This is a genomic window from Kutzneria buriramensis (genome assembly GCF_003387475.1).
In the GTDB taxonomy this organism is placed as follows: Bacteria; Actinomycetota; Actinomycetes; order Mycobacteriales; family Pseudonocardiaceae; genus Kutzneria; species Kutzneria buriramensis.
Window position 1 is genome coordinate 100,674 of record NZ_QUNO01000020.1, and the last position, 17,183, is coordinate 117,856.

Genomic DNA, 17,183 nt, shown 5'->3' on the forward strand with positions numbered 1-17,183 from the left:
GCCGGACGGCCGGGACGCGATGATCGATGGGGCAGTCGGCCTCGCCGGAACGCCCGGGACGGGGCAGACTTCACCCATGCACTCCGCCGGTCTTGTGCTGCACCCCCAGCGGGACTCGATGGCCGCCGTGTCCGCGGTGCTCGGCTGGGCCGCGAAGCGGAACATCGAGATCCTCGGCATCGCTGGCGAGGTCGGCCGGCTGGACTGCGCCGCGGTGCCGGTCTCGCCGGTCGAGCTCGGCGAGCGGGCGGACCTCGTGGTCAGCCTCGGCGGCGACGGCACGATGCTGCGGGCGATGCGCATCGCGGACGGCCAGCGGGCGCCGGTGCTGGGCGTGAACCTGGGCAAGCTGGGCTTCCTGGCCGAGGTCGACGTGCCGGAGCTGCCGGACGCGCTGACCGCGATCGACGACCACCAGTTCACGATCGAGCCGCGCCTGGCGGTGGACGCCCTGTTCGCGGGCCGCCGCATGACGGCGTTCAACGACGTCGCGGTGGTGCGGGTGCCGGGCGACGGCAGCGCCGTGGTCGCGGTGCGGGTCGACGGGCAGCCGTTCGTGAGCTACGCCGCCGACGCGGTGATCGTCGCGACCCCGACCGGGTCGACCGCCTACAGCTTCTCCGCCGGCGGCCCGATCACCAGCCCGTCGGTGGAGGCCCTGCTGGTGACGCCGGCCGCGCCGCACTCGGCCTACAGCCGGGGCGTGGTGCTCTCCGTGCACGACACCGTGGAACTGGAGATCCTGCCGACCAGCGGCCGGCTCGCCGTCGAGGTGGACGGCGAGGTGACCGGTTACGTGGAGCCGGGCGACGTCATCGAGCTGGTGGCCCGCCCCGGCGCCGCACGGGTGGTGCGGCTCGGACGGACCACCTTCTTCCAGCGCGCCCGGCGCAAGCTGCGGATCTCCGACTCGGCGGAGATCCCGATGACCTGGCCGGACGCGGCGGAAATCCTCTAACCGAACTGCATCGTGCCGTCGTCGACGCGCCCGCGGCGCAGCTGCACGGCGTCGACGGCGTAGGTCATGCTCAGCTGCCACGGCCGCCGCGAGCCCGACTTGGGGAACTCGTGCACGGACCGCTGCACGTAGCCGGCCTGGAAGTTCATCAGCGGCCGCTCGCTGACCCGGGGGTCGTCGTTCACCGGCACGCACCGCCGGAAACCGTTGGCGTCCATGTGCTTGAGCAGCCGTACCGTGTATTCGCTGACCAGGTCGGCCTTCAGTGTCCAGGACGCGTTCGTGTAGCCGATGGTGAACACGAAGTTCGGCAGGCCGCTGAGCATCATTCCCTTGTACGCCATGGTTTCCGGCAGCTTGATCTCGCGACCGTCCACCGCCAGCCGGATGCCGCCGAACGCCAGCAGCCGCAGCCCGGTGGCGGTGACGACGACGTCCGCCGGCAGCTCCGTCCCGGACCGCAGCCGGATGCCGGTCTCCGAGAAGTCGGCGATCTCGTCGGTGGCCACGGATGCCTTGCCGCTGCTGATGGCCCGGAACAGGTCGCCGTCCGGCACCAGGCACAGCCGCTGGTCCCACGGGTCGTACCGGGGCCTGAAGTGCGTGTCGACGTCGTAGCCGGGCGGCAGCATCTTCACGGTCGCCTTGCGCAGCAACGACTTCACCAGCCGGGGGCGCCGCTGGCTGAGCTGGTACAGCAGCGTGCTCACGGCGACGTTCTTCCACCGCGTCACCCGATACCCCAGCCGGTCGCCGAGCAGTCCCCGCAGGCGGTTGGCGATGGGGTCCTCGCCGGGCACGGCGATGATGTACGTGGGCGAGCGCTGCAACATCGTCACGTGCGACGCCTTGTCGGTCATCGCCGGCACGAGCGTCACCGCGGTTGCCCCGCTGCCGATCACCACGACCTTCTTGCCGGCGTAGTCCAGATCCTCCGGCCACTGCTGCGGGTGCACGACCGTGCCGCCGAACCGCTCGATGCCGGGGAAGGTGGGGGTGTAGCCGCCGTCGTAGTGGTAGTAGCCGGTGCACAGGTAGAGGAATTTCGCCGTCAGCTGGAAGGTTTCCCCGCCGCTCTCGACGTCCACCGTCCAGCGGGAGTCCTCTGTGGACCATGCCGCGCCGACGACCCGGTGCCCGTACCGGATGTGCCGGTCGATGCCGGCCTCGGCGGCGGTCTCCCTGACGTACTCCAGGATCGACGGACCGTCGGCGATGGCCTTGGCCTGCGTCCACGGCCGGAACCGGTAGCCCAGCGTCTGCATGTCGGAGTCGGACCGCACGCCCGGGTACCGGAACAGGTCCCAGGTGCCGCCCATCGCCTCCCGCGCCTCGAGAATCGCGTACGTCCGGTGCGGGAAGGCGGACTGGATGTGGTGGGCGGCGCCGACCCCGGACAGGCCGGCGCCGACTATCAGCACGTCAAGATTCTCACTGGCCACGCTGACTCCCGGAGCGCATGAAGCGGGCGAGCACGTCGAAGTAGTGCGTGGGGGCGACGCGCATGAGGGTGTCGAAGAAGTATGCGTCGGGTCCGACGAGGATGCGGGCCTTGCCCTGCTCCACGCCCCGGTGGATGATCTGCGCCGCCTTGTCCGGCGTGGTCATGGCGATCTTGTCGAAGGACGCCGCGATCTCGTCCTTGCCGCGCTCCTCGCCGTCCGGGTCCTGCCGCATCCGTCCATTTCGGACGATGTTCGTCTTGATGCCGCCGGGATGCACGTTGACCGCCGAGACGCCGGTGCCGCGCAGCTCCTGCCGCAGCGAGTCGGTGAAGCCCCGAACGGCGAACTTCGCGGCGCAGTAGGCACTCTGGTACGGCATGCCGGCGAGTCCGAACACGCTCGACGTGTTCACGACGACGCCCTCGTTCTGCTCGACGAGGATCGGCAGGAACGCCTTGGTGCCGTTGACCACGCCGTGGAAGTTGATGTCGTGCAGCCAGTTCTCGTCCGCGGGGTCGCCGTCCAGCACGGTCGACGACAGGGCGACGCCGGCGTTGTTGAACACGGCGGCCAGCGGCGCCGGCAGCCAGTCCCGCACCTCGTCGGCGAATTTCCGCTGCTCGGCGGCGTCGCTGACGTCCAGCACGCGGGTGAGCACCTTGCCGCGCAGGCCGGCGGCGGTCTCCTTGAGCCCCGTCTCGTCGACGTCGGCGATCGCGACCGGCGAGCCGAGGCGGCTCAGCCGCCGTGCCAGGCTCCGGCCGATGCCGGACGCCGCACCGGTGATCATCACCGGCCGCCCGGTGAGCTGCGGCTTCACCGGGCCACCGCCGTCGCCGTCGCCTGGGCGGCCGGTGTCGAGACCCGCCGGCGCACCACCGCCAGGCCGCCCTTGCCGGGCGCGCTGGCGATGCCCCGGGAGTGCCAGGCCTCGTCCGGCGCGGCCGTGGGAACGAGTTCGAACTCACGCAGCAGGGTCCGTAGCACCACGTTCATCTCCATGTTGGCGAAGGCCGCGCCCAGACAGCGCCGGGTGCCGCCACCGAACGGAATCCATTGGTACAGATCGGGTTTCGCGTCCACGAACCGATACGGGTCGAACCGCAGCGGGTCGGGGAACAAGGTACCGTCCTCGTGGATCAACGCGATGCTGACCAGCACCGTCATGCCCTTGGGCAGCGTCCACCGCCCGAGCCGGAAGCCGTCGGCGCGGATCTTGCGGCCGACCGTGTCGATCACCGGCCGGGTCCGCTGCACCTCGACGATCGTCGCCTCACGCAGCTTCTTGTCGTCACCGGACGACAGCGCGCGCAGCACGTCCGGGTGCCGCCGCAGGCGCTCGACCGCCCAGGCCAGCGTGGTCGCGGTGGTCTCGTGGCCGGCGGTGAGCAGGGTCAGCAGCTGGTCGGCGATGTCGCGGTGGCTCATCGGGGAGCCGTCGTCGTAGCGGGCCTGGAGCATCAGCGCCAGGATGTCCTCGCGGTCGTCGAGGTCGCCGTCCCGCTCGGCCTTGGCGATCAGCCGCTCGATGATCGCGTCGTACCGGCGGCGCATGATGTGGAACCGGCCCCACGGGCTCCAGCGGCCCCAGTCCACCGTCGGCACGGGCAGCAGCGCCAGCTGCGAGCCGAGCTTCACCCACCGCGGCAGCAGCTCCCGCAGCTCGTCGAACTCGGCGCCCTCGGCCCCGAACACCGCCCGCAGGATGATGTTGAGGGTGATCCGCATCATCGACGGCATGGTGGCGAATTCCCGGTCCTGGGGCCAGGAGTCGAACTCGCGGAGGGTCTCGCGCTCCATGATCTGCTCGTACGCCGCGAGCCGGCGGCCGTGGAACGGCGGCACCAGCAGCTTGCGCTGCCTGCGGTGCTCGTCGCCGCCGAGGGCGAACAGCGAGCCGCGCCCCAGCACCCGGCCGAGGTTGGGCTCGACGTTGTCGGCGATCGCCGGATCGGTCTGGAACAGCTGCCGGATCTCGGCGGCGTCGCTGATCATCAGGGAGCGGCCGAACACCGGGGAGTTCATGGTGAAGGCGTCGCCGTAGCGGTCGCGCCGCCGGTGCACGCCGCGGCGCGGCCGGGTGAGCCCGTAGACCGCCTGGATGAGCGGGGGAGTGGTGGGGCCCGGCGGCAGCCGCAGCGTGGTCATCCTTGCCTCCCAGGTGGTACGGCGTCGTACCATGGCGACGGTACGCCCATGTACCAGGTCGTTTCAAGGGAGGGGTATAGCGTGACCACGGTGACGACCGCGATTCCGGTGCACCACCGGCAGCGGCTGCTCGACGCGCTCGCCGCGTCGATCGCGGACCGCGGCTACCGCGACACGACCGTCGCCGACGTCGTGCGCCTCGCCAAGACCTCCCGCCGCACCTTCTACGAGCACTTCGCCAGCAAGGAGACGTGTTTCGTCGCGCTGATCACCGAGGCCAACGACGAGATGATCCGGCGCATCACCGCCGCCGTGGACCCGGCCGCGCCCTGGCCGACCCAGGTGCGGCGGGCGGTCGAGGAGTGGCTGGCCTGCGCCGACTCGCAGCCGGCGGTCACGCACAGCTGGATCCGCGACACCCCCGCCCTCGGCGTGCTGGGCCGGGACCTCCAGCGGGACCTGATGGAGCGGTTCGTGACGATGATCCAGACCCTGACCGACGCCGAGAGCCTGCGCGCGAAGGGCATCGTCCGGGCGCCGCGGCAGGTGGCTATCGTGCTGCTCGGCGGCCTGCGTGAGCTGATGGCCGCCACCGTGGAGGACGGCGGCCGGCTGACCGACATCACCGAGACCTCGGTGCGGGCGGCCATCGCCCTGCTGGGGCCTGGGGGTGTCCCGTGGATCAAAGACGGCGACAGCCGCGCCGACGCGGCCCCTGACGACACCGCGGAAACGTCCAAATACGCCCGGTATGAGGGCGTTTCCGCGGCGCCGCCAGGAACCACCTCGATCCCGACTCTCATCGCCCATGATCCACGGGACACCCCTGGAGCTTGAGGCCCACGATCACCAGGTCCTTCCACACGCCGTCGAGATCGGCGACTGCCGGCAGCCGCCCCCACTCCTGGAAGCCGAACGAGCGGAACAGCCGCAGGCTGGCCTCGTTGCTGCCGAAGATCGTGGTGGCCAGCGTCCGGGCCCCCAGCCTCGGGGCATGCGCCACCGCCGCGCCGAGCAGGTCGCGGCCCTGACCCCGGCCGCGGTGCTCGGGGTGCAGGTAGATCGCCAGGTCGAGGGTGACGTCGTAGCCGCGCCGGCCGTTGAGGAACGGCTCGAACGACAGGTATCCGGTGACGGTGTCGGGATCGTCGGGCCGGTGGCCGACCCAGATCGGGTGCTTGGCCTCCTCGAACCACCGTCGCCTGGCCTCGATGCTCACCGGGTCCAGGTCGGCGGTGCTGGTCCGAGCGGCCACCGCCGCGTTGTAGATGTCGACGATCGCCGGCAGATCGTCCGGTGTCGCCGGCCGGTGCAGGTACGTCATGGCAGCACCACCACCAGTGCGTAGCGCACGGGATCCGCGCCGGCGCAACGGAATCGGGACGCGCCCCAGAGCCGGAACCGCAGGCAGTCGCCGGCGTCGACGACGTGCACGCGACCGTCGACGGTGATCTCCAGCGTGCCGTCGAACACCCAGATGTGCTGCTCCAGGCCCGGAACCGACGCCCCCGCGTAGGAGATGTCCGCGCCGGGCCGCAGCGTGCATTCGACGAGCTCGCCGCGCAGACCCGGTTGCGGCGGCGACACGGACCGCCGTACGAAGCCGGCGTCGTCGTCGCGCCAGACCGGCTGCCGGCCGGCCGGCACCAGCTGCGGCGACTCCTCCTCCACCTCGGCCAGCAGCTGCGATGCCGTCCGCCCGTAGGCCGCGCAGAGCTGGCTCAGCACGGCCGTGGTCGGGCTGAGCTCGGCCCGTTCCAGCCGCGACAGCGTCGAGCGGCTGACGCCGCTGCGCCGGCTCAGCTCGTCCAGCGACCAGTCCCGGGCCTGGCGCAGCTCCGCCAGCCGGGCGGCGAGCCGCCCATCCAAGTCGTGTCCCACATCTGGGACAGTATCTCAGTTCTGGGACGGCGACCAGATCCAGTTCTGCCGCTCGTAGAGCAGTTCGAAGCCGAGCCGGTACATGTTGTGCAGCGACGAGTTGTGCTCGCCGGGCTCCTCGGCCCCGGTCTCCGACACCAGCCACCGGCAGCCGGCGGCCTTCGCCGCCCGCGCCCGGGCCTGCAACACCGCCGACTGCCCGCCGCGGCGCCGTGCCTCGGGCTTGGTGGAGCCGGCGAAGCACTGGCCGGTCTCGCCGCGCACGAAGACCTCGCCGGTGCTGACGATCTCGTCGCCCAGCCACGCCGCGAACGCCGTCCAGCCCGGCCGCTCGATGCTCGCCTCGACCATCGACGTGTACTTCTCGTCCATGCCGAAGGTCGTCAGCATCGTCGACGTCCACTCCGGACCGTCGGCGGCCGACACGGGCCCGATCCGCAGGTCCGTCTCGACGGTCCGGGCCAGCGCCACATCCACGTCGCAGGCCAGCTTCGCCCAGCGGCTGCTCGCGGTCAGCCCGATCCTGGCGGCGATCTCGTCCCAGTCCTCCGGCAGCACCGACGGTGCGATCTGGACGATGGCCCGCGGCGTGCCGGCGTTGTGGAAGAAGGCCGACACCTCCGCCATCAGGTCCGCGGTGACCGGCTCGTTGAAGCCGAAGGCGCTGGCCCGGCTCCAGAAGCCGGTTTCGTCGGTACGGGTGGAGATCACGACGCCGCCGCCGATCCGGGCCAGCGTGATGCCGATCGCCTCGCGCGCCGCCGGCGTGGCCGACACGAAGTCGTACAGCGCCTCGGCTTCGGACCGTTCCGCGAGCTCGGTGGGAATGTTCACGAGCCGGAGAGTAGGCGCGAATTCTGGGCGTTCGACAAAACGGGCAACCAATACGCCCGAGTTGGTGACGTAGCCGTATGGAAAGCCCGATACCGTGACCCGTGTGTACGTCCACGAGTGGGGACAGGGGCCGGAAGTCGTGCTGGTGCACGGCGCGGTGCTCGGCGGCCGGGAGTGCTGGCGCGGGCAGCGGCCGCTGGCCGAGCGCTGGCGGCTGCGCGCGGTCGACCGCCCCGGACACGGCCGGACGCCGCCGGCGCGGCAGGACTTCGAGGCCGAGTCGGTGCAGCTCGCGGACCAGCTGCTGGACCGGCCCGTGCACCTCGTCGGCTACTCGTACGGCGGGCTGGTCGCCATGTACGCCGCCGCGCGGCGGCCGGAGAACGTGCTGACCCTGACCGTCGTCGAACCGCCGGCAACCGCGCTGGCCAAGGGAAATCCCGTCGTCGACGAGTGGGCGGCGGCGATCCGCCGGCTGATGGCGCCGGCGGACCCGGACCTGCCGACGCTGCTGCGGGACTTCCTGGCGCTGGTCGGCGCGCAGGTCGAGGTGGCCGATCCCGTGCATCCCACGCTGTTGCAGGGCACCCGCCAGCTCGTCGGCGCGCGGCCGCCGGACGAGGCGCATCCGCCGCTGGATGCCTTGCGGGACTTGCCGATGCTGGCGATCACCGGCGCCCATCTGGAGCCGTACGAGGCGATCTGCGACGTGATCGCCTCGCGTGCCGGCGCGGAGCGCGCCCAGTGCCCCGGCGCGGGGCATCTCGTCCCCGACACCGGCGCCCCGTTCAACGCCCTGCTGGAGAAGTTCTTCACCGCCTAGCGTCGATCACCAGCATCTGCCGCGCGCCGCGCTGGAACCGGTACGGCACGTCCCGCAGCTCGCTGGGCGGCAGCTCGGCCCGCAGCCGGTCCAGGAACTCCACCGGCTCGCCGGTGCCCTGCACGACCAGCGGGAAGATCCGCACTTCGCGGCGGGTGACCCTGACCAGCTCGGCGAGGGCGGCGCGGTGCCATTGCTCGTCGAGCTGATCCGACCACGTGAACAGCAGGTGCGAGCAGAGCGCCAGGTCCACGCTTTTCGCCGCCAGCGGCAGATTCGGCAGCGCGCCGGCGACGTAGTGGCTCGGGTTGTCCCGCAGGTCCTCGAGGAACATCTCGCGTGCCCGGCTGCGGATCTCCAGCCGCCGCTGGGGATCGCCGTACCAGCTCCACTCGAACGCATCGCGGTGGTCGTCGATGATCGCGTCGGTGCCGGGCAGGGAAGCCCTCACCCGGCGGGCCATCTCGTCGAAACCCACTGCGTACGACGGATCCACCGCGAGCACGTTCGGCGTCTCCGCGGCGAAGCTGGCGCCGCCCGCGCAGCAGTCCAGCACCGGGCCGGCGAGGTCGGCGGGGGAGAGGTCGAACATCGCGCGGTACTCCGCCGCCGATCGCGAGGTCACAAGCACCCGATCATTGTGCCGGGGAACAGATCCGCACCGCGAAGTCGATCCACTCCGGGTTCGCCCAGTCCGGCCAGCGGTTCCGCGCCGCGGCGGAGATCTCGGCGGTCGCCGCGGCGAGATCCCTGCCTTGTGACCGCTGCGCTTCGCTCCGGACGAAGTCCAGGTAGTCGCGGACGTCGTGCAGCAGCGTGACGTCCGAAACCTCGCCGTGCCCGGGGACGACGATCTCGGGCCGTCGGGCGGCGAGTTTCTCCAGTAGCGCGATCCAGCCGTCGATGTCGACATCGGCGTCGTGCGGCGGGAAATGCGGGGTGATCGCGAACATCCGGGTCTCCGCGAGGTCGCCGGTGAACAGCACGCGGCCGTCGATCAGCACCGTCTGGTCGCCGATCGTGTGCGCAGGCCCGGCGCTGGCGAGTGTCACCTGTCGGCCGCCGAGGTCGAGCTCCGCCTCCCCGTCGTACACGACGTCCGGCTCGACCAGCTCGACTCCATCCAGGGCGGTCGCGATGTGCGGGCCGAGACCCTTGAACATCTCGACGTATCCCGGCCCCTTGCGGCGCAGTTCGTCGCGCTGCGCCCGGTTGTAGATGATCGTCGCCTCGCCTCGGAACGCCTGCGCGCCGAAGCCGTGCTCCGGGTGGAAATGCGTGGTGGTCAGGAACAGCGGGCGGCCACCGGCCAGTCGTCTTGCCTGTCCCAGCACGTATTCGCCGTTGCGCGGCCCGATGCCGGTGTCGATCACCAGGGCGGCGCGGTCGCCGACCACGATGCCGACGTTCGGCACCAGCGGCACCCGGTTGTCGGCGATCACGTGCACGCCGTCGGCGACTTCCGTCGGCTCGCCGCGGACCGCCGGCTTCTCGGTGACGTCCGGCAGGGTCATGTCGGTGCTCCCATCTGATCGGTGTTCAGATGCTCTCGACCGTAGCACGCTATTTGAACGGTGTTAAGATTGGCCGTGCCCTACCACCACGGCGACCTCCGCGTCGCGCTGCTCGACGCCGCCGAGGAGCTCGTCCGCTCGCGGGGCGTCGACGGCTGGTCGCTGCGCGAGGCATCCGCCCAGGTCGGCGTCAGTCCCAGCGCCGCCTACCACCACTTCGCCTCGCGCGACGCCCTGGTCCGCGCCCTCTCGCACCGGATCCTCAGCCGCATCGGCACTGCTGTCCGCGACGCCTCTGCCGCCTTCGACGACCCCGGCTCGCGGATCGTCGCCATCGGCCAGACCTACGTCCGCTTCGCCCTCGACGATCCCGCCGTGTGGCGGCTCGCCTTCGGCGTCGACGACCCCGAGGCCCCGATTTCGCCGCATCCGCACGACATCCTCGCCGCCGAGCTCGACCGCCTCGACCTGGGCGGGGCGGTGTTCCTGCTCTGGGCCGCCATGCACGGCCTGGCCGCCCTGCTCGCCGACGGCCTGCTCCGCTTCGACGACCCCGCCGCGGTCGACGTCGAGGCGGATCGCCTGGTTCGAGCCGTGCTGTCCGGACTGGCCGGCCAGCCCGGCCCGTGGCCGACGGTTCGCTCCGCCTACACCGATCGGCAGTAGCATCAAAGGCAACACGCAAGGGGGGAAACCATGCGTCTGTCGAACAGCGACAGCTGGAGAATCGCCGAGGACATGGGCTGGCACCTCACCATCGCCCTTTTCGTCCGCGACCGCCTCGGCCTGTCCGATGAGATCGGGGTGCCGCCGCTGGTCCCGGCGGTCGCGCCGGAACGGCGGGACGAGCGCTGGTCCCAGGCCTGGCGCGGCTGGTTCGCCGACCTGGTGGACACGGACTTCCCGATCGAGCGGGATCCGCAGTTCCACGCCCTGGTCGCCGACCTGCTCGAGGAGGCCTCGGAGTGGGCGGGGCGGCGAAAGCACGAGCACATCGAGGAATTCATGCGGCGACGTCGCGCATACCCGCTCCTGGTGAACCGCATCGTCGACGGCGTCGCTCAGACTCTGGGTCGCAAGCCGATCCCGTTCAGGCTCCGCATCACCATGCTTCCCGTCGACGGATTCTGGGCGCACCGGGCCGCCACCGACCATCTGCTCGTCAGCGAGAAGACCCGCAGCGATCCGGACCGGATCAGGGAGGTGCTGGAGCCGATCCTGCTGGAGATCGCGTGACGACCAGCGCCTCCGACAGCGGCTTTCGTTGCAGCGCAGGCACTTCACAGTCGTCGGCCGGATAGCCGACCGGGAACAGGATGTACGGCCGCTCGCTGGCCGGGCGGCCGAACAGCTCGGTGAGGAACGCCATCGGGTTGGGCGTGTGGGTGAGCGTCGCCAGGCCCATCTCGTGCAGGGCGGCGATGAACAGCCCGCACGCGATGCCGACGCTCTCGTTCACGTAGTAGTTCTTGCGGAGTGAGCCGTCCGGCAGCGGCGTGCTCTTCTGCGCGAACGCCACCACCAGCCACGGCGCCGTCTCCAGGAAGTCCTTGTGCTTGTCGGTTTCCAGCCTCGCCAGCGCCGCGTGCCAGTCGGGGGCGCTGCGGTCGTGGTAGAAGCGCCTTTCCTCCTCCTCGGCCGCCGCCCGGACCTGCCGCTTGAGCTCCGGATCCGATGTCGCCACGAACGTCCACGGCTGAAGGTGAGCACCGCTCGGAGCCGTGTTCGCCGCCTGGACTGCGAGCTCGATCGCCTTGAGCGGCACGGGGTCCGGCGAGAACCACCGCACCGACCGACGCTCGTCGAGCCGGCGGTGGAACTCCTGGCCGCGCCGCAACGACTCCTCGACCGAGGGGCGTGGCGGCCGGTACGGCACGAACGGATGCGAGTGGCTGCGGGACACGCTCCGACCATCGCACGCCCCGATACATGCGTCCAGCTCAAAGATCTGGGGAAGGACATAAGCTGAGCTGATGAATCTCCGCCGGCTCGAATACCTGGTCGCGGTCGCCGACACCGGCGGCCTCACCGCCGCGGCGGAGCGGTGCCACGTCTCCCAATCGGCCGTCTCCCTGGGCCTTTCCGAGCTGGAGAGTGCTCTCCGCCTCCGGCTGGTGATCCGCGGCCCGGGTCGCGGCGCGGTCCTCACCGACGCCGGCCGCGAGGTCGTCGCCGAGGCCAGGGGCGTGCTGACGGCCGTGTCCGAACTGGGGGCGAATGCCCGCCGGCTCGGCCAGGACATCGCCGGCACGCTGCGGATCGGCTGCTACGCCCCGGTGGCGGCGCTGTGCCTGCCGGCGGCGATCGCCGGCTTCCGAACCGAGCAGCCCGAGGTGGCGATCGAGTTCGTCGAGGGCTCGCTGCCGGACCTCCAGCGCCAGCTCCTCGACGGCCGCTGCGAGCTGGCGTTTCTGTACCGGCAGGACATCCTGCCCGGCATCGAGGTTCAGGTGCTCACCGACCAGCAGCCGCACGTGCTGCTGCCGCCGGACCACCGCTTCCGCCGACGCCGGTCGGTGGCCCTCGAAGAGCTCGCCGACGAGCCGTTCATCCTGCTCGACGTGCAGCCGAGCGAGCGCTACTTCCGGTCGGTGTTCGACGCCGCCGGCGTGCCGATGGCCGTCGCGCACCGGGCCGGCAGCTTCGAGCTGGCCCGGGCCATGGTGGCCCGCGGCCTCGGATACACGCTCTCCGTGCAGCGGCCGGCGGTCGACCGGTCGGTGGAGGGCATCGCGTTCGGCACCGTGCCGCTCCGCGACACGGTGCCCACCACGCCGTTGGTGCTCGGCCGCGCCGCCGGCGGCCGGCTCACCCGCCGCGCCGAGGTGTTCGCGGCCTACTGCCGGGAGTTGTTCAGCGCCACCAGTCGTCCAGCGGGGTGACCGGGACGGCCCGCTTGTGCCGGGTCGCGAGGAACACCGACTCCACGCGCTCGGCGATCTCCGGCGCGACGTCGGCGTTCTCCAGGTAGTCGTCGATCTCCCGGTACTTCAGGCCCAGCGCGACCTCGTCGGGCAGCGCGGGCCGGTCATCCTCGAGGTCGGCGGTCGGCACCTTCTCCCACACGCTGGGCGGCGCGCCCAGCTCCTGGAGCAGCGCCGCGCCCTGGCGCTTGGTCAGGCCGGTCAGCGGAGTGACGTCGGCGCCGCCGTCGCCGTACTTGGTGAAGAAGCCGGTGACGGCCTCGGCCGCGTGGTCCGTGCCGACGACCAGCAGGTTGAGCTGTCCGGCGATGGAGTACTGGATCACCATGCGCTCGCGCGCCTTGATGTTGCCGCGGACGAAGTCCCGCAGCTTCGGCTCGGTGCCGAGCAGCTCGCGCAGGCCCTCGGCGGACTCGGCGGCGACGGCGTCCGCGCTCGGCTTGACGTTGACGGTGATCGACCGGTCGGGCTGGATGAAGCGCAGCGCGATCTGGGCGTCGTCCTCGTCGGCCTGCACGCCGTAAGGCAGCCGCACGGCGACGAAGGTGGCCTCGTGGCCCTCGGCGCGCAGCTCCTCGGCGGCGAGCTGGCACAGCCGGCCGGTCAGCGTGCTGTCCTGGCCGCCGCTGATGCCGAGCACGAAGCCCTTGGCCGGGGTCGAGCGCAGGTAGTCCTTGAGGAAGTCGACCCGCTGTCGCACCTCGGTCTTCGGCACGACAGTGGGCTTCACGCCCAGCTCGGACAGGATCCGCTCGCGGAGGTTCGACATCCCCGTACTCTATCCCGACCTTGACGTCGACATAGGCAATCAGATTATGGTTATTACATGGCCATCGACGAGAACAAGCGGACCGCCGTCGACTTCTTCGAGCGGACCTTCAACCAGAAGGACCCGGAGGGCGCCGCGGCGGCCTACCTGGGCGATCACTACATCCAGCACAACCCGCGGGCGGCCGACGGGGCCGAGGGGTTCGTCGCCTTCATCAACGCCAACCGGGAGCGCGCCCCGCAGACGCGTGTCGAGATCAAGCGGGCCGTCGCCGAGGGCGACCACGTCGTGCTGCACAACCGGTTCATCCGTCCCGGCGTGCCGGACCTGGCGACCATCGACATCTTCCGGCTGGAGCAGGGCAAGATCGTCGAACACTGGGACGTCATCCAGGAGGTTCCCGAAGCCGCCGCCAACGCCAACACGATGTTCTGAACCGAACTGCCGACCCGGTGCGAACACCGGGTCATGGAGCAACGCTCGCTGGTGACGTCCGTGGCGGTCGGCGTGCTCGGCGTCGGCGCCGCGCTCGCCGCCGGCGACCTGGTCGCCGCGTTCGTCGACGCCGACGCGTCGCCGTTCCTGGCCGTCGGCAACACCGCGATCGACCTGACTCCGTTGCCGCTCAAGGACTTCGCCGTCCGCACCTTCGGCACCTACGACAAGGTCGTGCTGCTGTCCGGGATGGGCGCGTTTCTGCTGGTGGCAGCGGCAATCGCCGGCGTGCTGTCGCGGCGGCGACCGCTTCCCGGTACCGTACTGGCAGTGCTGTTGGGCCTGCTGGGCGTCGCGGCCGTGCTGGGCCGGCCGAACTTCACGCCGCTCGGTGTGCTGGCCCCGGTGGCCAGCTTGATCGTCGGCGTGACCGTTTTCCGCTGGCTGCACCGGCTTTCCGGCACAGTGGACACTGTGGACGGACCGGGTCGCCGCAGGTTCTTGCTGGGGTCGCTCGGCGCGCTCGCCGGCATCGCCGTCGCCGGTGTCGGCGGTCGTCTGCTCGTCGGGCGGGTGGACGTGGCCGGTTCGCGGGACAAGGTGACCCGAATGTTCGCCGGTCGCGTGCCGCCTCGGATTCCCGACGGCGCGGACTTCGCTCGTGACGGCACGCCGAGTTTCCTCACGCCGAATCCCCAGTTCTACCGCGTGGACACGGCGTTGGCGGTGCCGCAGCTGCGGGCCGAGGACTGGTCGCTGCGCGTGCACGGCCTGGTCGACCGCGAGCTGCACCTGACGTTCGCCGACGTGATGGCAATGGACCTGGTCACGCGGACCATCACCATGACCTGTGTTTCCAACGAGGTCGGCGGCCCGTACGTGTCGACCGCGAACTTCACCGGCGTGCTGTTGCGGGACCTGCTGGCCCGCGCCGGCGTCAGACCGGAGGCCGACCAGGTTCTGTCGTCCAGTGTGGACGGTTACAGCGCCGGCAGCCCGGTCGTCGACGTGCTCGATCCCCGGCGCGACGCGATGCTGGCCGTCGGCATGAACGGCGAGGCGCTGCCGCCCGAGCACGGTTTCCCGGCACGGCTGGTGGTTCCCGGCATCTACGGCTACGCGTCGGCGACCAAATGGGTGCACGACATCGAGCTGACGACGTTCGCCGCGAAGCGGCAATACTGGGTGCCGCGCGGCTACTCCGAACGCGCGCCGATCAAGACCGAGTCGCGAATCGATGTGCCGCAAGGATTGCAGGCGCTGCCCAACGGCAAGGTCGTGGTCGCCGGCATAGCCTGGGCGCAGACCAGGGGAATCGCCAAGGTCGAGGTTCGGATGGACGGCGGCCCGTGGCAGGAGGCCGACCTCGCCGCCGGCGTCAGCGCCGAGACGTGGCGCATGTGGCGCAAGGAATACGATCTCAAACCCGGCACCCACACCGTGATCTGCCGCGCCACCGACACCACCGGCTACACCCAGACCACAGGGCGCGTCGGCCCGATACCCGACGGCGCAACGGGTTTGCACACGATCGTCTTCACGACGGCGTGATCCAAGCGTTACCAATCTCGTCGAACCGAGCCGAGCTCGACTTGCGAACGCCTCGGTGTTCGTACCGCCCAACGTCTGGAGTGATCTCCGTGAGCAAGTTCCACCGCGTCGCCGCCGCTGCCGTCGTCACCTCGGCCGCCCTCGCCCTGGCCGCATGCGGCAGCGGCTCGGCCGCCTCCGGCGGCATGACCTCCAGCTCCTCGATGGCGCCGACCACCACGACCAGCGCCTCCGACGGCGTCACCAAGACCACCGACACCTTCGGGCCCGCGTGCGACAAGATTCCCGCCAGCGGCAAGGGTTCCCTCAACGGCATGGCCTCCGACCCGGTCGCCACCGCCGCGAGCAACAACCCGCTGCTGACCAAGCTCGTCGCCGCCGTCGGCGCCGCCAACCTCGGCGACACCCTGAACTCGCAGAAGGCGATCACCGTGTTCGCCCCGTACGACCCGGCGTTCGACGCGCTCGGCGCCGACAAGTTCGCCGCCCTGGCCAAGGACCCCGGCACCCTCGCGCCGATCCTGCAGTTCCACGTGCTGCCGCAGCGCTACGACGCCGACGGCCTGATCGCCGCCGGCTCCGAGAAGACCCTCCAGGGCGGCACGGTGAAGATCAGCGGCGACAAGTCGTCCGGCATGATGGTCAACGACGCGCACGTGTTGTGCGGCAACATCCCCACCGGCAATGCCACCGTGTTCGTCATCGACAAGGTCCTGACCCCGGCCGGCTGACAGGTCGAGACCGTGGTGTGTCCCGCTCATGGGTATGGGCGGGACACCTTCATGTGACGGGTTGGTCGTGGGTGGCGCAGTGGATTCCACCGCCGCCGGAGGCGATGGCGTCGATGCGGACCGGCACGACCTCGCGGCCCGGGAAGTGGTCGCGCAGGATCTGCGCGGCCCGGTCGTCGGCGGTGGCGTCGCCGAACTTCGGCAGGAACACGGCCTTGTCGGCGACGTAGAAGTTGACGTATGAGATGACGGCCTTGCTGCTGCGGACGGTGACCTGGTCCGGATCGGGCTGGGAGAGGTCGACGACCTGGAAGGGCTTGCCGGCGGCGTCGGTGGACGCGGCGAGGACGGTGCGGGCCTGGTCGGCGGCCCGGGACCAGATGTCCTGTGGCGAGTCGGGAAAGGCCTTGTCCAGCAGCACGATCCCGGGCGCGACGAACCGCGCCAGGCAGTCGACGTGGGCATCGGTGATGTCCTTGCCGCGCACGCCGGCGAACCAGATCACCTTGCGCACGCCGAGAACCCGCTTGAGCTCGTCCTCGATCTGCTGCCGGGACTTGCCCCGGTTGCGATTGTCGTTGACGACCGAGCTCTCGGTGACGAGCAGGGTGCCGGCGCCGTCGGTCTCGAACGCGCCGCCCTCGGCGACGAGCGAGGTCTGGACGCGGGGGATGCCGTACTTGTCGAGCACCGCACGGGCCACGCGGGAATCGTCGGCGTGTGATTGCTTGCTGCCCCAGCCGTTGAAGTTGAAGTCGACTCCCGCGACGTTGCCGGACTCGTGGACGAACACGGGCAGGGTGTCGCGGGACCAGAGGTCGTCGACGGGGATCGGGACCACCTCTACATCGCCGCCGCACGCCTGTTGCGCGCCGGCGACGTCCTCGGGGCGTGCGAGCAGCGTGACGGCCTCGTAGCCGGCGATGGCCCGCGCCAGGCCGGCGATGTCCGAGCGGACGGCGCCGACCTCGTCGGCCCAGATCGTCGTGGTCGGCCAGGACATGAACGTCCGCGCGTGCTTCTCCCACTCGGCCCCGAGCCGACGGTCGGCGGACGGCTGCGCGGTGGCGGCCACCGGCTCGTCCGGCCGGGCGCACGCCGCCCCGCCGACGGCCATGCCGAAGCCGGCCAAAGTCCGCAGCGCGGTCCGTCGGGACAGTCGCATGACGC

Annotated in this window: 20 protein-coding genes; 9 read left to right on the top strand and 11 right to left on the bottom strand. The window is 70.9% G+C overall.

Annotation, left to right across the window (positions count from 1 at the left end; genetic code table 11):
- Positions 1–76 precede the first annotated feature (76 nt).
- On the top strand, positions 77–958 hold the full coding sequence (locus BCF44_RS43840; RefSeq protein ID WP_116180444.1) for an NAD(+)/NADH kinase: 882 nt from the start codon (positions 77–79) through the stop codon (positions 956–958).
- Here the strand turns inward: BCF44_RS43840 and BCF44_RS43845 are convergent.
- From BCF44_RS43845 to BCF44_RS43855, 3 genes are read right to left on the bottom strand one after another with little or no spacing between them, the layout of a single operon-like run.
- Complete coding sequence (locus BCF44_RS43845) at positions 955–2,400, bottom strand: flavin-containing monooxygenase (RefSeq protein WP_116180445.1); 1,446 nt, start codon at positions 2,398–2,400, stop codon at positions 955–957. The two genes, BCF44_RS43840 and BCF44_RS43845, sit on opposite strands and share 4 nt — an antisense overlap.
- Positions 2,390–3,193 (bottom strand): SDR family NAD(P)-dependent oxidoreductase, encoded by an 804-nt coding sequence (locus tag BCF44_RS43850; RefSeq protein WP_116180578.1) that lies wholly within the window; start codon positions 3,191–3,193, stop codon positions 2,390–2,392. The genes BCF44_RS43845 and BCF44_RS43850 overlap by 11 nt, the downstream gene beginning before the upstream one ends.
- A gap of 26 nt (positions 3,194–3,219) precedes the next feature.
- Entirely contained in the window at positions 3,220–4,551 is a 1,332-nt protein-coding gene (locus BCF44_RS43855) for a cytochrome P450 (RefSeq protein ID WP_116180446.1), read from the bottom strand.
- An 81-nt stretch (positions 4,552–4,632) separates the two neighbouring features.
- On the opposite strand from BCF44_RS43855, the gene BCF44_RS43860 reads away from it, so the two are divergent.
- Positions 4,633–5,388 carry a TetR/AcrR family transcriptional regulator gene (locus BCF44_RS43860; protein WP_246016164.1) on the top strand — a complete coding sequence of 252 codons (756 nt, stop codon included), beginning with the start codon at positions 4,633–4,635 and terminating at the stop codon, positions 5,386–5,388.
- Here the strand turns inward: BCF44_RS43860 and BCF44_RS43865 are convergent.
- The 3 genes from BCF44_RS43865 to BCF44_RS43875 are packed head-to-tail and all read right to left on the bottom strand — an operon-like array spanning position 5,351 to position 7,266.
- Positions 5,351–5,875 (bottom strand): GNAT family N-acetyltransferase, encoded by a 525-nt coding sequence (locus BCF44_RS43865; RefSeq protein ID WP_116180448.1) that lies wholly within the window; start codon positions 5,873–5,875, stop codon positions 5,351–5,353. The genes BCF44_RS43860 and BCF44_RS43865 overlap by 38 nt on opposite strands.
- A complete protein-coding gene (locus BCF44_RS43870; RefSeq protein ID WP_246016165.1) occupies positions 5,872–6,432 on the bottom strand; it encodes a helix-turn-helix domain-containing protein in 561 nt (186 codons plus the stop codon). Before BCF44_RS43870 ends, BCF44_RS43865 begins: the two co-directional genes overlap by 4 nt.
- 15 nt (positions 6,433–6,447) lie before the next feature.
- Positions 6,448–7,266: a GNAT family N-acetyltransferase gene (locus tag BCF44_RS43875; protein WP_116180449.1), complete on the bottom strand. Its 819-nt coding sequence runs from the start codon at positions 7,264–7,266 to the stop codon at positions 6,448–6,450.
- 103 nt (positions 7,267–7,369) lie between these two features.
- Between BCF44_RS43875 and BCF44_RS43880 the strand changes: the two genes are divergently transcribed.
- Positions 7,370–8,089 carry an alpha/beta fold hydrolase gene (locus BCF44_RS43880; RefSeq protein ID WP_246016166.1) on the top strand — a complete coding sequence of 240 codons (720 nt, stop codon included), beginning with the start codon at positions 7,370–7,372 and terminating at the stop codon, positions 8,087–8,089.
- On the opposite strand, the gene BCF44_RS43885 is transcribed toward BCF44_RS43880, so the two are convergent.
- Positions 8,079–8,720, bottom strand: coding sequence for a methyltransferase domain-containing protein (locus tag BCF44_RS43885; protein ID WP_116180451.1), 642 nt, complete (start codon positions 8,718–8,720; stop codon positions 8,079–8,081). The two genes, BCF44_RS43880 and BCF44_RS43885, sit on opposite strands and share 11 nt — an antisense overlap.
- A 4-nt stretch (positions 8,721–8,724) precedes the next feature.
- Positions 8,725–9,603, bottom strand: a complete 879-nt coding sequence (locus BCF44_RS43890) for an MBL fold metallo-hydrolase (protein ID WP_116180452.1) — start codon at positions 9,601–9,603, stop codon at positions 8,725–8,727.
- 75 nt (positions 9,604–9,678) lie between these two features.
- Between BCF44_RS43890 and BCF44_RS43895 the strand changes: the two genes are divergently transcribed.
- Together BCF44_RS43895 and BCF44_RS43900 are read left to right on the top strand one after the other, a co-directional pair.
- The gene (locus tag BCF44_RS43895; RefSeq protein WP_246016176.1) at positions 9,679–10,269 is read left to right on the top strand and encodes a TetR/AcrR family transcriptional regulator; all 591 of its coding nucleotides are present in this window, start codon (positions 9,679–9,681) and stop codon (positions 10,267–10,269) included.
- Positions 10,270–10,299: 30 nt separating this feature from the next.
- Positions 10,300–10,839, top strand: coding sequence for a hypothetical protein (locus BCF44_RS43900; RefSeq protein WP_116180454.1), 540 nt, complete (start codon positions 10,300–10,302; stop codon positions 10,837–10,839).
- Here the strand turns inward: BCF44_RS43900 and BCF44_RS43905 are convergent.
- A complete protein-coding gene (locus BCF44_RS43905) occupies positions 10,799–11,506 on the bottom strand; it encodes a nitroreductase family protein (RefSeq protein ID WP_116180455.1) in 708 nt (235 codons plus the stop codon). The two genes, BCF44_RS43900 and BCF44_RS43905, sit on opposite strands and share 41 nt — an antisense overlap.
- 70 nt (positions 11,507–11,576) lie before the next feature.
- Here BCF44_RS43905 and BCF44_RS43910 point away from each other — a divergent pair, with 70 nt between their 5' ends.
- Positions 11,577–12,485, top strand: a complete 909-nt coding sequence (locus BCF44_RS43910) for a LysR family transcriptional regulator (protein WP_116180456.1) — start codon at positions 11,577–11,579, stop codon at positions 12,483–12,485.
- On the opposite strand, the gene nadE is transcribed toward BCF44_RS43910, so the two are convergent.
- On the bottom strand, positions 12,457–13,296 hold the full coding sequence (gene nadE / locus BCF44_RS43915; protein ID WP_116180457.1) for an ammonia-dependent NAD(+) synthetase: 840 nt from the start codon (positions 13,294–13,296) through the stop codon (positions 12,457–12,459). The genes BCF44_RS43910 and nadE overlap by 29 nt on opposite strands.
- A gap of 57 nt (positions 13,297–13,353) precedes the next feature.
- On the opposite strand from nadE, the gene BCF44_RS43920 reads away from it, so the two are divergent.
- The 3 genes from BCF44_RS43920 (at position 13,354) to BCF44_RS43930 (ending at position 16,013) form a co-directional block, all read left to right on the top strand.
- On the top strand, positions 13,354–13,731 hold the full coding sequence (locus BCF44_RS43920; RefSeq protein WP_116180458.1) for a nuclear transport factor 2 family protein: 378 nt from the start codon (positions 13,354–13,356) through the stop codon (positions 13,729–13,731).
- Between the two features lie 33 nt (positions 13,732–13,764).
- Complete coding sequence (locus BCF44_RS43925; protein ID WP_116180459.1) at positions 13,765–15,282, top strand: molybdopterin-dependent oxidoreductase; 1,518 nt, start codon at positions 13,765–13,767, stop codon at positions 15,280–15,282.
- A gap of 89 nt (positions 15,283–15,371) precedes the next feature.
- Positions 15,372–16,013 (top strand): fasciclin domain-containing protein, encoded by a 642-nt coding sequence (locus BCF44_RS43930; RefSeq protein WP_379801598.1) that lies wholly within the window; start codon positions 15,372–15,374, stop codon positions 16,011–16,013.
- A gap of 49 nt (positions 16,014–16,062) precedes the next feature.
- Here BCF44_RS43930 and BCF44_RS43935 read toward each other — a convergent pair whose 3' ends face one another.
- A complete protein-coding gene (locus BCF44_RS43935) occupies positions 16,063–17,178 on the bottom strand; it encodes an agmatine deiminase family protein (RefSeq protein ID WP_246016167.1) in 1,116 nt (371 codons plus the stop codon).
- Positions 17,179–17,183 lie beyond the last annotated feature (5 nt).